At 63.0% G+C, this 15,980-nt stretch carries 7 protein-coding genes and 2 pseudogenes; 6 read left to right on the top strand and 3 right to left on the bottom strand.

The annotated features are described in order from the left end of the window. Nucleotide 1 precedes the first annotated feature (1 nt). The 3 genes from RAD04_RS20715 to RAD04_RS20725 all read left to right on the top strand — a co-directional run bounded on the left by RAD04_RS20715 (nucleotide 2) and on the right by RAD04_RS20725 (nucleotide 4,027). Nucleotides 2-790, top strand: coding sequence for an ABC transporter ATP-binding protein (locus RAD04_RS20715; protein WP_091955832.1), 789 nt, complete (start codon nucleotides 2-4; stop codon nucleotides 788-790). Between the two features lie 91 nt (nucleotides 791-881). Continuing rightward, nucleotides 882-2,720, top strand: a complete 1,839-nt coding sequence (locus RAD04_RS20720; RefSeq protein WP_461625232.1) for an AMP-dependent synthetase/ligase — start codon at nucleotides 882-884, stop codon at nucleotides 2,718-2,720. 107 nt (nucleotides 2,721-2,827) lie between these two features. Then, nucleotides 2,828-4,027, top strand: coding sequence for an ABC transporter substrate-binding protein (locus RAD04_RS20725; RefSeq protein WP_018321349.1), 1,200 nt, complete (start codon nucleotides 2,828-2,830; stop codon nucleotides 4,025-4,027). 156 nt (nucleotides 4,028-4,183) lie between these two features. Here the strand turns inward: RAD04_RS20725 and RAD04_RS20730 are convergent, their stop codons facing one another. Then, on the bottom strand, nucleotides 4,184-5,296 hold the full coding sequence (locus RAD04_RS20730; protein WP_461625233.1) for a lysozyme inhibitor LprI family protein: 1,113 nt from the start codon (nucleotides 5,294-5,296) through the stop codon (nucleotides 4,184-4,186). A gap of 174 nt (nucleotides 5,297-5,470) precedes the next feature. Next, nucleotides 5,471-6,202, bottom strand: coding sequence for a transglutaminase-like cysteine peptidase (locus RAD04_RS20735; RefSeq protein WP_461625234.1), 732 nt, complete (start codon nucleotides 6,200-6,202; stop codon nucleotides 5,471-5,473). 619 nt (nucleotides 6,203-6,821) lie between these two features. On the opposite strand from RAD04_RS20735, the pseudogene RAD04_RS20740 reads away from it, so the two are divergent. From RAD04_RS20740 to RAD04_RS20750, 3 genes and pseudogenes are all read left to right on the top strand, one after another. Further along, nucleotides 6,822-8,942: pseudogene (locus tag RAD04_RS20740) on the top strand (FecR domain-containing protein); the annotation flags it as partial. A gap of 210 nt (nucleotides 8,943-9,152) precedes the next feature. Continuing rightward, nucleotides 9,153-11,588: pseudogene (locus tag RAD04_RS20745) on the top strand (VCBS domain-containing protein); the annotation flags it as partial. A gap of 140 nt (nucleotides 11,589-11,728) precedes the next feature. Beyond that, nucleotides 11,729-13,960, top strand: coding sequence for a CHASE2 domain-containing protein (locus RAD04_RS20750; RefSeq protein WP_461625235.1), 2,232 nt, complete (start codon nucleotides 11,729-11,731; stop codon nucleotides 13,958-13,960). A 324-nt stretch (nucleotides 13,961-14,284) separates the two neighbouring features. On the opposite strand, the gene RAD04_RS20755 is transcribed toward RAD04_RS20750, so the two are convergent. Continuing rightward, nucleotides 14,285-15,877, bottom strand: coding sequence for an ABC transporter substrate-binding protein (locus RAD04_RS20755; protein ID WP_461625236.1), 1,593 nt, complete (start codon nucleotides 15,875-15,877; stop codon nucleotides 14,285-14,287). Nucleotides 15,878-15,980: the final 103 nt, after the last annotated feature.

Raw genomic sequence — 15,980 nt, forward strand, 5'->3', positions numbered from 1 at the left:
CATGGACGCCGCCGTCACGCCCGAGATCATCCTGAAACTCTCCAACATCGAGAGCTATTACGGGCCGATCATGGCGATCCGCGGCATCTCGCTGGAAGTGCCGCGCGGCCGCATCGTCACCCTGCTGGGGGCGAACGGCGCCGGCAAGACCACGGTGCTGAAGACCATCTCGGGCATTCTCGACCCGCAAAAGGGCTCGATCGAATTCCTGGGCAAGCCGATCCAGCGCATGGAGGCCGACCGCATCGTGCGGCTCGGCCTCAGCCATGTGCCGGAGGGACGCGAAGTGTTTCCGTTCCTGTCGGTGCGCGAGAACCTGATGATGGGGGCCTATCCGCGCAAGGACCGCGACGGCGTCGCGGAGGACCTCGAGCGCGTCTATGGTTACTTTCCGCGGCTGAAGGAGCGCATCAACCAGCCGGCCGGCCAGCTCTCCGGCGGCGAGCAGCAGATGCTGGCGATCGGCCGCGCCCTGATGAACCGGCCGACGCTGCTGCTGCTCGACGAGCCGTCGCTCGGCCTGTCGCCGCTGCTGGTGAAGGAGATCTTCACCATCATCCGCCGCGTCAACGAGGAGCAGGGCATGTCGATCCTGCTGGTCGAGCAGAACGCCAAGGTGGCGCTGGAGACGGCGCATTACGGCTACGTGCTGGAGATCGGCCGTATCGTGATGAACGACACCTGCGACCGCTTGATGCATTCCCAGGACATCCAGGAGTTCTACCTTGGCGCCAAGGAAGCGGGCGCGCGGGGCGAGCGGCGCTGGAAAAAGAAGAAGACGTGGCGGTGAGGAAGAGCTGGCAGTAAGATGAGCTTGCCATCCGCAATCAAGACCGCCGGCAAGGCAGGCAGCGGAGGCAGGCGACAAGGAGGAGAGGCGCATGGCCCGACCGGCGGTGCTGACGGTCGCTGATACGATCGCGAAGAGCTTCTTGCGCGCTGCGGAGACGCGGGGCGATCGGCCGGCCATCCGCGAGAAGAAATTCGGCATCTGGCAGCCGACCAGCTGGCGCGAGTGGCTGGAGATCTCCAAGGAAATCGCCTACGCGCTTCACGCTTCCGGCTTCATGCCCGGCGATGTCGCCTCCATCATCGCCAACGCCGTGCCGGAATGGGTCCATGCCGACATGGGCATCCTGTGCGCCGGCGGCGTCGCTTCGGGCATCTACCCGACCGACGCGTCGTCCCAGGTCGAATACCTCGTCAACGATTCCCGGACCAAAGTGATCTTCGCCGAGGACGAGGAGCAGCTCGACAAGATCCTCGCCTGCCGCGCGCGCTGCGCGAGCCTGCAGAAGATCATCGTGTTCGACATGGAGGGCCTCAGCGGCTTCTCCGACGACATGGTGATGTCGCTCGACGAGTTTCGCGCGCTCGGCCGCAATCACATGGTCGGCCGCGAGGCGCTGTGGCAGGAGATGATCGACAGCCGCGGCGCCGGCGATCTCGCGATCCTGGTCTATACCTCAGGCACCACCGGTCCCCCTAAGGGCGCGATGCACGCCAACCGAAGCGTCACGCACCAGATGCGCCACGCCAACGACTTCATCCCGGCGCAGGAGGACGAGGACAGGCTGATCTTCCTGCCGCTGTGCCACGTCGCCGAACGCATCGGCGGATACTACATCTCGGTCGCACTCGGCTCGGTGATGAATTTCGCCGAGAGCCCGGAAACCGTGCCGGACAATTTGCGCGAGGTGCAGCCGACCGTCTTCCTCGCGGTCCCCCGCATCTGGGAAAAATTCTATTCCGCCATCACCATCGCGCTGAAGGATGCGACACCGCTCCAGCAATGGGTCTATCGCCGCGCCATCGGCATCGGCTATCGCATGGTCGATTACCGGATCGAGGGCAAGGCGCCGCCGCTGTCGTTGCGCCTCGCAAACCGGATCGCCTACCGGGTCGCATTCCGCAACATCCGCCGCATGATCGGGCTCGATCGCTGCCGCGTCGCCTTCACCGGCGCAGCGCCGATCGCGCCGGAGCTGATCCGTTGGTATCTCGCGCTCGGCATCGACATGCACGAGCTCTACGGCCAGACCGAGAATTGCGGCGTCGCCACCATGATGCCGGCGGAGCGGATCAAGCTCGGCTCGGTCGGCACCGCCGTGCCCTGGGGCGAAGTCACGCTGTCGCCCGACGGCGAGATCCTGATCAAGGGCGACTTCCTGTTCATGGGTTACCTGAACCAGCCGGAGAAGACCGCCGAGACCATCGATCAGCGCGGCTGGCTGCACACCGGCGACGTCGGCACCATCGACAATGAAGGCTTTGTCCGCATCACCGACCGCATGAAGGACATCATCATCACCTCCGGCGGCAAGAACGTCACGCCGTCCGAGATCGAGAACCAACTCAAATTCTCGCCCTACATCTCCGATGCCGTCGTGATCGGCGACAAGCGGCCGTACCTCACCTGCCTCGTGATGATCGACCAGGAGAATGTCGAGAAGTTCGCCCAGGACCACGACATTCCCTTCACCAACTACGCGAGCCTGTGCCGGGCGACGGAGATTCAAGACCTGATCGGGCGCGAGATCGAGCAGGTCAACGGCAATTTTGCCCGCGTCGAAACCATCAAGAAGTTCTACCTGATCGAACGTCAGCTCACGCCGGAGGACGAGGAGCTGACGCCGACCATGAAGCTGAAGCGCGGCTTCGTGAACAAGCGCTACGCCGCCGAGATCGAGGCGATGTATCGCGAGCGCGCGGTTGCTTGAGCATGATCCGGAGGATCATGCTCAAGAGAGATGGATTTGAGAAAACGGCGAAGGCTTGAGAGGCCCGATCCTTCGCTCAACACGGGCCACTGAAGGAGGAGACTGCAATGTCGAAATCGCTGAAGGCGCTGGGCCTGGCGGTGAGCGCCCTTGCGCTGACCTGTCTGCCGGCCGCCGCCCAAACCAAGGTCACCAATGAGGGCATCTCGGCATCCGAGATCGTCATCGGCACGCATCAGGACCTGTCGGGCCCGATCAAGGGCTGGGGCGTGCCGGTCTCCAACGGCATGAAGATGGCGGTCGAGGAGATCAACGCGGCGGGCGGTGTCCAGGGTCGCAAGATCAAGCTTGTCGTCGAGGATAGCGGCTACGATCCGAAGAAAGCCGTGCTGGCTTCGCAAAAGCTGATCGAGCGCGACAAGATTTTCGCGATGGTGGGACCAATGGGATCGCCGACCGTGCTCGCTGCGCAGGATATCCTGCTCGACGCCGGCGTGCTTCAGCTCTTCCCGCTGACGGCGGCCGAGTTCACCTTCAAGTTCGATGCGGCCAAGCCGCAGGAGCGGCTGAAGTTCAACAACCTCCTGCCCTATGTCGAGAGCACGCGCGCAGCGCTCAAATACATGATTGAGGCAAAGAATTTCAAGAAGCCGTGCATCATGCATCAGGACGACGAGTACGGAAAAAACGTGCTCGATGGTTTTAACCAGCAGCTCGCCGCCATGAAGGTGCAGCCGGCCTCGATCACGAGCTACAAGCGCGGCGCCTCCGACTTCTCGGCGCAGGTCGCCAAGATGAAGTCCGACGGCTGCGACCTCGTCGTGCTCGGCGCGGTCCTCCGTGAGCCTATCGGCACCATGACCGAGGCCAGGAAACTCGGCTGGGAGGTTACCTTCCTCGGTGCCACGCCCGTCAACGTGCTCGAAGTGCCGGCGCTCGGCAAGGAAGTGGTGGAAGGCTTGTATGCCGCTTCGAACTTCGAAATTCCCTACGAAGACACCGCGAAGGGAAAGGTGAAGGACTGGCTCGTCAATTACAAGAAGATGTTCAACGCCGACGCCAACACTCAGGCGATCATCGGCTACAATGCGGTGATGACGTTCGCGCATTATGCCAACAAGGCTGGCAAGGATCTCACTGGCCAGAAGATGCTCGACGCGCTGGAGTCCGGCGACAAGTTCCAGGATATCTTCAATTCGCCGCCGACCGTGTTCTCGAAGACCAACCATCTCGCCACCACCGTCACCCAGGTGCAGCAGGTGAAGAACGGCCGTTGGGTGCTGGTGAAGGACAATCTGATGTTTTGATCTTCGCCTCTCCCCGCGTGCGGGGAGAGGCCGGAATTTGCGAAGCAAATTCCGGGTGAGGGGGAGCCTCCGCGAGCTTCGCTCGTACTGAATTTGCGGACGCAGCCCCTCACCCCAACCTTCTCCCCGTAAGAACGGGGGAGAAGGAAGAAGCACCTACGATCCGCCACTCGCCGTCCCGGAATTCACCGGGGCCAGTTCGTCCTCGCGGCAGCGCCAACCGTCGGCGGCTTTGACGAACGCAAAAGTGCGCTGGATCCTCAGGCGGCGCGTCACGTTGAAGGCTTCTGCCGAGCGCTCCTTGTTGGCGGCGCTCGGCTGCGGAAGGCCTGTCCTGGCGTCCCAGCAGGTGCCGGTGCAGCTGGAGGCGACCTTGCTGCACATGGTGAAGGGCGCCAGCACCGCCATCTCGATTTCGCCGGTGACCTGCGCCTCCTGCTCGGTCACCTGGCTGTCGAGTGCGTAGACGCGGTTGATGCGGAGGAAGCTGCCGCACGAATTGGCCGCGTGGATCCGTGCCGCGCAGAAGTCGACCGCGTCGGTGTCGGGGATGCGGGCCGCGACCTGCCGGCCGAACACCTTCTTGGGATCGCCCTTCGCCGCGTGGATGTCGTCGGCTTTGTGCTTCAAATGATCGGCGAGGCAATCCTCTGCGGATTCGAGCTCCTGGAGCGGCACGTTCTCCTTGCCGACCAGATTGCATTTGCGATCGCGCTCTCGTGTCCACCTGCCATATTCGGCGAAGGCAAAGCGCGCTGCGGTCGGGTCCAGCTTGCCGATCAGGCCGAGCACCTGGCCATTGAGCTCGGTTTCGGCGAGCGCCAGCGACGGGTCCGCACAGATCACCGCGCCCGCCGCGGTGTTGGCTGCGAGGCAGTCGAAATCCGGATCGCGCAGGATCGCGGCGCGCTCCTCGGTTACCTTGAACAGGCACGCCTTCACCCGCTCGAAATCGTCGGGGCGGATCGCGGTCTGGCCGACGATGCCGCAGCCGAGATTGCGCTGGCGGATCCAGATCGCGTTCTCCTCGATCGCGGGTAGGCGATCGGGCAGGCGGGCGAGCCGCGCCTCGATCGCGGTGTTCAGCTTCTCGGCGGCGGCGGCAAGCGTGGCATCACCGCAGAACAATTGATTGCCGGGGTCGCGAATCTGCTGGCAGTTGTTCTTGGCGAACAGCGGCAGCCGATCGGCGATGGAGCGTTCGGACTGCGCTGACGCGGGTGAGACGAGCGCCAGCAACGCAATCACAGTCAGCACGATGAACCGCATTCCCGTCGCCCCCGCAAAGCCGTGGCCATGCTAGCCGCCCGGATCGCGTGGTGGAATGAGTTTTTGGTGAACGGAGGTTCGTAGCCCGGATGGAGAGAAGCGTAATCCGGGATTCGTACGACAAGCGACAGCGGCCCCGGATTGCGCTGCGCTCCATCCGGGCTGCAGGATGGATCAACGTGCCTCGGCGGCGACCATCGAGACCTGCATCGGTTCGTCGACATATTTCATCACGGCTGACTGATGGAGCGCGAACAGCGGCTGGTAGCTCCGCGCAGCGTCGTCCTCGACCATCGCCATGCGGCGGTTGTCGAGCATCAGCCAGCGGCCGTCGAGACGCGCGGCGACAACCGCGTGCTCCTCGCCGGCCCTGACGTCGCGCACCACGAGGATGCGGAGATCCTCGGCGGCCACGCCCGCCAGCCGCAGCGCGGCCAGCTTGGCGATGGCATAGTCCTCGCAGTCGCCGGCGCCGCGCGAGAAGGTCGCAAGCGGCGAGCTCCAGACGTCGTCGATGCCGTCATTGGCGGCCCGGATGGCAAGGTTGATGGCGCGGTTGGTCTCGCCGAGCCGGGCGCGGCCGTCGCGGGCGCGGGCCTGGTCGACGATGGCGAGCAGCTTCAGGGCCGCGGGCGAAGCGCAATTGTCGCGGTCACCGTCGCATAGCGCGAGCTGCACCATGTCCCCGTCGAGCTTGTCCTTCAGCGCGAGCCACTTCTGTTGCAGGCTGCTGGCGGAGATGGCGAAGGCGAACACGCCGAACGGCTCGGCGGATTTGCGCACGAGTAGGCCTGCGCCCGGCGACAGCAGCGTGCCGGCGCGAAGCTCGGCGGTCGATCCACACAGGACCAATCCGCACAGGACAAGGATTGCGCGCCAGGCGCGCGAACGAGCTGCGGTCTCCATCTGACATCCCCTTCCAGCTTCGCCAGATCCCCCTCGACCTGAACGTGCTGGGCTTTGTTGCTTTCGCGGAGATAGTGCGAGACGGGCCGTTTTGTTCTGCTTAACGCGCCCGGCTGGGGTTCCAAAACCGGGGAACAGGCTGAAACGGGCCCCTCCAAATTGCGTAAAATTTTACGATTCGCCGGCTAGAGGTGTCCGGCCGCCGCGAAATCGAGCCAATTGCAGACACAAGTTGTGGCAGTGCCGAATCTGGGCCCTATGGCTTTACCGACCCCTATTTCATGGGGTTCTGTTAGTTAGGTCACAGATTTAACTCCGTATTTGCCGCAGGATGCAGCGGGACCTCGCGAAGGAAAGATAGCGCAAGTATCTGTTCCGTCACTATACGGCAGATTACTTTGGATGACTGGAAATGCGTGGAAACAGGCCAGATTCGACTTCCGAGTATTTCAACGATTACTTTCGCTTCTCTGCAGCGGCGCCAGGCGGTGGGGCCTCCTGGGGCCAAGTGATGCGAAATCACACAAGCAATAGATGGTATCGCTAAGGACTGGCTAATGCTATGCAAGCTTAGGCAGTTGATACTTACCTAAATTTTAACCCTTTATACGGTGACCGGTTGAATTACGCTGGCCAATTTGACGCCGCGATTCCTTTGGACGGCCAGGGTTCCCGTTCGCCCGGCGGCGCTCATGTCGATTCCTTTACGGCGAAAGCGCATGGCTACGTGCCCGAGGGCGCGTTCGTTGTTCCCGACCCCAACCTGATCTTCAACGGCGAGTTCAAGCGCGCGGGTCTTGATCTCGTGCTGTCCCACGAGGGTCACGAATTCGTCGTTCACGATTATTTCAGGGGCGACAAGCGCGCCGCGCTCGCCTCCCCCGACGGCGCCCATCTCACCGGCGAAATCGTCAACGCGCTTACGGGCCATGTCCAGGTCGCTCAAGCCGCCCCCGGCGGCGCTGCCGCGGCCCAGGTCATCGGCCACGTCACAAAACTGTCCGGCAGCGCGACCGCAATCCGCAACGGCGTCTCGGTCATCCTGAACAACGGCGACAACGTCGAGAAGGGTGACGTGGTCTCGACCGGCGCGGATTCCACGCTCGGCATCACCTTCATCGACGGCACCGTGTTCGGCCTGTCCTCGAATGCGCGGATGGTGCTGAACGAGATGGTCTACGACCCCAACGGGTCGAGCAATTCCTCGCTGCTGAGCCTGGTCGCCGGCACCATCACCTTCGTCGCCGGTGAGACCGCCAAGCACGGCGACATGAAGATCGACACGCCGGTCGCCACCATGGGCATCCGCGGCACTGCCGTGCTGACCCAGATCAACTTCGTCGTTCCCGCCGGTGGCGGCGATCCGCAGCCGCAGGCGAGCTTCCAGGTGCTGGTCGAGCCGAACGGCACCACGGGCTCCTACATCCTGTTCGACAAGGTCACGCTGCTGCCGATCGCGACGGTCAACCAGGCCGGCCAGATGATCCAGATCAGCGGCGGCAACGTCTCGATCTCCAATGCACTGATGTCGCCGGACGTTCAGAAGCTGATCACGGACGTGTTCACGCTGAAGTTCACCGACAACAACACCAACACCAAGCTGACCACGAACTTCACCGACACGCTCACGCCGATGAGCCTGGACGTGGTGTTCAAGTCGGGGGGCGGCGCCGTCGCGACCGCGACATTCGTCAATCTCAATCCGCAGGGATCGGAGGCGCCCAGCACGTCCACGCCGCCCATCGTGCGGATCCCCGGCCAGCCGATTGTGCAAAGCTTCGACGCCGGCGGCAATGTGAAGACGGCGTTCGCGCTGACCGAGCGTGCTGACGTGACCGGCGACACGCATTCCGATACGATTTCCGGCCTGATCAGATTCGTCGATCAAAACCTCGGCGACCGGCCGACGGTGAGCGTCAGCCTCGCCGAAGCGCCGAACTACGTCTACAAGGACGCCGGCCAGCACGACGTCACCGGCTCGCTCTCCGCGCTCCAGAAGCAGGACATTGCGGCGACCCAGATCCAGATCAACGTCGCCCCCGACGCCGGCAACAACAACAACGGCTCGGCGGTCTGGACGTACACGATCCCGGACAAAGTCTTCGACTTCCTCGCGGCCGGCGAAACGCTGACGCTGACCTATATGGTCCGCGTCGACACCAATTTCGCAGTCAATCCCGAGTCCAGATTCATCCCGATCACCATCACGGTCACGGGAACGAACGACAAGCCCACCGTCACGACGTTGGGCGGAACCGTCATCGAGAAGGTCGGGACCGGCAACGAGACTCTGGATACCATCACGGGCACCGTCACCTTTACCGACGTCGATCTGACGGATCGCCCGATCGTGAGCGCGGCGCTCTCGTCGACCCAGCCGTTCAAATATCTCGACGCGCAAGGCCACGATATCACCGCGACGCTGACGCCGCAGCAGCTCGCGGCGATCGCCGCCGTCGAGGTGCCGCTGACCGTGGTACAAGGAGCGGGAAACGGCAACAACGGTTCGGCCACCTGGACCTACAGCGTTCCCGACCATCTGTTCGATTTCCTCGCCAAAGGCGAGAAACTGACCCTCAACTACGTGGTGCAGGTCGATGACGGGCACGGCGGTGTCGTCAGCACGCCGGTTACCGTGTCCATCGACGGTGCAGACGTCAATGTCGAGGGCACCAACGACGTGCCGACGATCGTCGAAGATCTGACCACGCCGACCGGTGCAGTGACCGAGGATACGGCGGCCACGCTCGCCGCCAGCGGCACCATCACATTCAACGATCCTGATCTCACGGATACGCACACCGCGAGTTTTTCGCTGAAGTCGACGATTTCGAGCGCGCATCTGCCGGGCTTCAGCGACGGCACCTCGCATATCGGCACGTTCGCGCTTGCCCCCGTGGTTGAAAGCCCGGGCACCAGCTCCCGCGGGGCAGTGGGCTGGACCTTCACGCTCGACGACAACGACCCGGTGCTCCAGTCGCTGGCCGAAGGGCAGACCATCACGCAGGTCTACACCGTCAGGATCGACGACCATCACGGTGGAACGGTCACCCGGGACGTCACGGTCGTCATCACCGGCAAGAACGACGCGCCGACCGTGACTAGCAGTGCCGCGGCGGCGACGGGCAAAGTGATCGAGGATACCGGCCTGACGCTGTCGATCGACGGCACGCTGGCGATTCAAGATCTCGATCTGATCGACACCCATACCGCAAGCGCGGTGTTCAAATCGTCGTCCTCGAGCGCGCATCTTCCGGGCTTTGTCGAGGGCGCCACGAACATCGGCACCTTCACGATCGATCCGTCGGTGTTCGAATCCAGTACGGACACCAACAACGGCGCGACGCTGGGCTGGCACTTCACGCTCGACAACAGCAACGCGATGCTGCAGTCGCTGGCTGAAGGGCAGACCATCACCCAGGTCTACACCGTTACCTTCACCGACAATCACAATGCGACGGTCACGCAGGACGTCACCGTCACGATCACCGGTGTCAATGACGCGCCGACCGTCACCAGCAATGCCGCGGCGGCGACAGGTCATGTCATCGAGGATGCGGGCCCGACGCTGTCGATCGACGGTACGCTGGCGATCGAGGACGTCGACCTGATCGATACCCATGCGGCGACGTGGTCGCTCAAATCATCGTCCGTTAGCTCAGACCTGCCGGGGTTCGATGCCGACAGCACGAACATCGGTACGTTCACGATCGATCAGTCGGTGCTCGAGTACAATACCGACACGAGCAATGGCGCGACGCTGGGTTGGCATTTCAGCCTCGACAACAGCAATGCAATGCTGCAGTCGCTGGCGCAGGGCCAGACCATCACGCAGGTCTATACCGTTACGTTCGACGATCATCATGGCGGTACCGTCAGCCAGGACGTTACCGTCACGATCACGGGCGTCAATGATGCACCGACGATCACAAGCGATGCCGCCGCAGCGACGGGCGCGGTGACCGAGGATGAGAGCGCCTCGCTCACGGCCGACGGCACGCTGGCGATTCAGGATCTGGACCTGACCGACACCCACACGGCGGCATGGTCGTTCAAATCTTCGTCCGTCAGCTCGGACCTGCCGGGCTTCGGAGCCAGCTCGCATATCGGCACCTTCTCAATCGATTCGTCGGTGTCCGAATCCAGCACTGACGGTAACAATGGTGCGACGTTGGGCTGGCACTTCACGCTCGACAACAACGATCCCGTGCTGCAGTCGCTCGCGGAAGGGCAGACCATCACCCAGGTCTACACCGTCACACTCGACGACCAGCATGGCGGCAAGATCAGCCAGGACGTCACCGTCACGATCACCGGCACCAACGACGCGCCGACGCTTGCAGATCTCCACATCGGTCCGCTCGCGGACACGGCTGCTGCCGACACCTTCTGCGATCTGACCGGGACGTTGGCGGGCAACGATGTCGATACCGGCGAGACGGCGACGCTGACCTATGCCGTCATCAATGCGGATCACCATGCGGCAACGACGGTCGGAGGATTGTACGGGACGCTGACGGTCAATTCCGAGGGTACCTACAGCTACGTTCCGAATGCCGAGGCCATCAATGCGCTGGCTGCAGGATCCTACACCGATACGTTTACGGTCCAGACCACGGATGTGCACGGTGCGACCGGCACGGCCACGCTCACGGTCGACGTGACCGGGGCGAATGACGCCAGCGGCCCCGTCATCGACACCGAGAGCTTCCAGGTCGAGCACATCATCGAGAACAGCAACGACATCGTCACCGAACTTGCCGTCATCGACACCGATGCAGGCGCAGCGGCCGATACGTTCACCGTCACGCTGTCGACCGCACATCCGGACGTCAGCAGCGTCTATTTCGCCCCGATGACGGGCTCGCTGGACGCAATCAACGCGGGCCTCGCGAGCGGCGGCACTGGCATCGTCTACGCCCCGACAGGCGCCAGCACCGATGATTACCCGCAGCCGCCCGCGACCGACCAGATTACGCTGACCGTCGCCGACTCGGCCGGCCATTCCGACACGGTCAACTTTATCTTCGTCGAGGGAGCGAGCGGCCAAGGTATCACCCTGGCAGGCGGCGACGGCAAGGACGTCATCTTCGCGACGGAGTCGAGCGACACGCTGATTGGAGGCGGCGCCAAGGACCAATTCGTGTTCGCGCCGACGTCGTCGCAGACCGCGGTTCAGCACACCGTGGACGACTTCCAGCTCGGCCTCGACAAGATCGATTTGCGGCAGTTCACCAGCATCACGTCGTGGACACAGGTCTCCCAGCTTGCGGAGCAGCAGGGTACCGATACCTTGCTGACGCTCGATAGCAGCGACAAGATCCTCCTGAAGAATACGGTCGCCGGCAATCTCCACGCCAGTGACTTCATTCTTCATGTGAGCTAAAGGCGTCCGATCAGGCGCGCGACATTTCATTCCACTTTGATCGCGGCAAAAAACCCTTATCCTGTGAGACCGAGCCATGGCCATCTGTGCCATTGCGATCCGAGATCGAACCCGAGGCGGTTGCAGGAAGTCCGATCGACATGAAACGTCTCAAGATCCTGCGGCGGTGGTTTGCGCGCAAGTTCGGCTTCGCCCGGCTGATGTGCCTTGCGCTGCTGGTCGTGTTCGCCGGCGCGCGCCTGTGGGACCCGCCGCCGATCCAGGAATTGCGGCTGCGCACCTTCGACATGTTCCAGCTGATCGATCCCAGGCACAAGACATCACGGCCGGTCGTCATCGTCGACATCGACGACAAGAGCCTCGCCAAGCTCGGACAATGGCCGTGGCCGCGCACGCGCATCGCCGACCTGATCCAGAACCTCACCAACAATGGCGCGGTGGCGATCGGCTTCGACGTCGTGTTCTCGGAACCCGACCGGCTCAACCCGGATCTGGTCGCGAGCCACATGCGCTATCTGGACGATGCCACCCGCGCCAAGCTGCGCGAGCTGCCGAGCAACGACCAGATTCTCTCCGATGCGATCAAGCGCTCGCGCGTGGTGCTGGGCGAGACCGGGCTTCCCGAGGTTTTGACCGAGCTTGATAAATCACTTCCGCTGACGGGGGTGGCGACCGTCGGCGAGGAGGGCGCCGAACGCTTCCTGTTCGAATTTCCAGGCCTGCTGCGCAACGTGCCGATCATCGAGAGGGTTGCAGCCGGCCGCGGCCTGTTTTCGATCAGGAAAGAGCGGGACGGGTTCATCCGCCGCGTGCCGATGATCATGCGCGCCCAGGGCAACATCATGCCCTCGCTCAGCCTCGAGATCCTGCGGGTCGTCACGGGCACGCCGACGCTGCTGGTCAGGACCGACAAGACCGGCGTGCGGGCCGTGCGCCTCAAGGGCGTCGAGATCCCCACTGACAAGAACGGCCAGTTCTGGGTGCACTACGCCCGCCGGGATCCCTCAATCTACGTCTCCGCGGCCGACGTGCTCGACAACAGCGTGTCGCCGAGCAAAGTCGCCGGCAAGCTGGTACTAGTCGGGACCTCCGCGGCCGGGCTCAACGACATCAAGACCACGCCGGTATCCTCGACCATGCCGGGCGTGGAGATCCACGCCCAGGTGCTGGAGAGCGTGCTGAGCGGCGCGGCGATCTCGCAGCCAAATTACGCACTCGGCGTCGAGCTGCTCGCCGCGCTCATCATCGGCCTGCTGGTGATCATATTCACGCCGAATCTCGGACCGGTACGCCTGGTGCTTGCGGGTGGGGCCTTCGCCGCGATCCTGGTCGGCGTATCCTGGTTCTTCTACGCACAGTACCGCTATCTCATCGACTTCACCTACCCGTTGCTGTCGACCACCGCGGTCTACCTGACGCTGATCTTTGCGAGCTTCGTGCGCGAACAGCGGCAGCGCGTGCAGATTCGCGGGCAATTTGCGCAATACATGTCGCCGGTGCTGGTCGAGCAACTCGTGCAATCGCCGGAGAAGCTCGTGCTCGGCGGCGAGGAGCGCGAGATGACGATCATGTTCTCCGATGTGCGCGGCTTCACGACGATCTCGGAGAGCTACAAGCACGATCCACAAGGGCTCATCGAGCTGATGAACCGCTTCCTGACGCCGCTGACCGACGTCATCATCGAGCGGAAGGGCTACATCGACAAATATATGGGCGACGCCATCATGGCGTTCTGGAATGCGCCACTCGACGATGCCGAGCACCAGATCAACGCCTGCGAGGCCGCGATCCAGATGCTGGAGCAGATCGACACGGTCAACAAGGAGCGCGAGCAGGAAGCCGCCGAGGGCGGCCGCGTCTACATCCCGCTCAATGTCGGTATCGGCCTCAACACCGGCATCGGCGTGGTCGGCAACATGGGCTCCGACCTGAAGAAGAATTACTCGGTGCTCGGCGACAGCGTGAACCTGGCATCGCGCCTCGAAGGGCAAACCAAGGAATACGGCTTTCCCATCATCGTCGGCTCTCGCACCGCGCTTGCCGCCAAGGACAAGTTCGCGATCCTCGAGCTCGACTTCATCATGGTCAAGGGCAAGACCGAGCCGGAGGTGATCTACGCCATCGCCGGGCGCGAGGACGTGATGCACTCAGGCGCCTTCCAGCGCCTGCGCAACATCACCATCGAGATGCTCGGCTGCTACCGCGGCCGCGACTGGCAGGGCGCACTCGATGCGATCGAACGCGGCCGTCACAGCGAAGATGCCGACACGCTGGAGAAGCTGTTCAGGCTCTACGAGGCGAGGATCAAGGATTTCCAGCTCAACCCGCCGCCGGAAGGCTGGACCGGGGCATATGCGCTGCTGACGAAATAGTGGGTGCGCGAAAGGTTCTCGCCGTTGCCACAATAGAGGTGTCGTCCCCGCGAACGCGGGGACCCATAACCACAGGGAGTGGTTATTGGAGCGAGCTGGTAACTCCGAGTCTTCGCCAAACCACTCCCTGTGGTTATGGGTCCCGGGTCTGCGCTGCGCTTGCCCGGGACGACGGCCGCGTTTGACGCGGAGGTGTGCCCGAAGCAAAAACTCTCGTAGGATGGGCAAAGGCGCGGTAGCGCCGTGCCCACGATCTTGCTCGGCAATCTAGAAATGGTGGGCACGCTTGCGCTTTGCCCACCCTACGACACCTGTGTTTGCCTCTCACTCCATCCCGATGGTCGTCAGATCCTGAAACCAGTGCTGCGCCTGCACGAACTGCTTGATCTTCGGCGACAGCGCGTGCGGGTTGGTATCGTGCACGACCCAGACCAGCGTGGCGTCGTCCACGATCAGCGCGTGCGCCTGGGCCAGCAACTCGTCCTGTTTGGCGCTATCGAACGTCTGTTTGGCCTCGTCGATCAGAGCATCCGCCTTCGGGTTCTTGTAGCCGCCCCAGTTGACGCCCACAGGCGCGATCTGGCCCGAATGGAAGAAGCGGACGATCGCGTAAAGCGGGTCTGATGTGACGTAGGCGATGTTGTTGGCGGTGATGCCGGCGTTGATCTCGTCGGCCGCGCCCTTGCGCCAATGCGTATAGAGCGTCTCGAGCTCGACCACCCTGAAGTCGATGTCGATGCCGATCTCCTTGAAGCTCTGCTGCAGGAATTCGTTCATCGGCAGCGACAGCATCTGGCCGGTGCCGCCTTGCGAGATGATGAAGGTGGCCTTCAGCGGCTTGGCCTTGGAGTAGCCGGCCTCCTCGACTAGTTTCTTGGCTGCGGCCAGATCATATTTCAGCTCGAAGCCCGGCTTGCCGAACCACGGGCTCGACGGGTCGACCTGGCCCTTGGCAGGCTTGGCAAGGCCATTCATCAGCCCGACCACGGCGTCGCGGTCGATCGCGAGGTTCAGGGCCTTGCGCAGGCGGATGTCGGTCCAGGGCGAGCCCGGCAGCACGCTGAGATGATAATTCCAGACATGCGGTGTGACGTTGTCGACGAGCTTCATGCCGGCGGCTTTCAGCTGCGGCACGGCATCCGGCGCCGGCGTCTCGATCAGATCGACTTGCCCCGCGAGCAGCGCATTGGTGCGGGTCAGCGCTTCCGGCATCGGCACCAGCACGATCTTGTCGGCCTTGGGAATGCGCTTCTTGTTCCAGTAGTCCGCATTTCTGCTGAGTTCTGCGAGCTCGCGCGGCACCAGCTTGGTCAGCTTGAACGGGCCGGTGCCGGAGGGCTGGCTGGCGAACTTGTCCCAATCCTTGAGCTTGTCGTACTGCGCGGGGCTCGACACCAGAAACCACAGCATCTGATAGGGGAAGAAGGAATCGACCGTCTTCGTGGTAATCTCCACGGTGAAATCGTCGACCTTGGCGTAGCTTGCAACGGAGGGAAGGCGGGTCTTCACCTGCGCGCTCTGCCGCTTGTCGAATTGCGGCGCCTTGTCGTTGAGCACCTTGTCCAGATTCCAGATCACGGCGTCGGCGTTGAACTCGCTGCCGTCGTGAAACTTGACGCCCTTGCGAAGCGTGAAGCGCCATTTGGTCCTGTCGGCATCATCGACCTTCCACTCAGTCGCAAGCCCCGGCACCAGCTTGCCGGGCCGGTCCGCGACGTCCATCTCCCAAGCCACCAAGGGATCGTAGATCGTGTAGGCCGTGAACTGATAGGCGCCGGCGCCGCGATCGGGCTGACCCGTGGTGAGCGGAATGTCGGCCATCGAGATGCCGTAGCGCACCACCGTTTCGGCGCGCGCCGAGATTGCGGATGCCACCAGTGCAAGCACGGCGAGACAAATCGATAGACGAACACGCATGGCCTAGAGCTCCCAGGGATTTCGGGACCGAACTTGCAATCTTGATGCCAGAATAGGCAGCGCGGCGCGTGCACCCGCCTGCGACCTACAAGGACTTGTCGTC

It is taken from the genome of Bradyrhizobium sp. 25ACV (genome assembly GCF_054863005.1).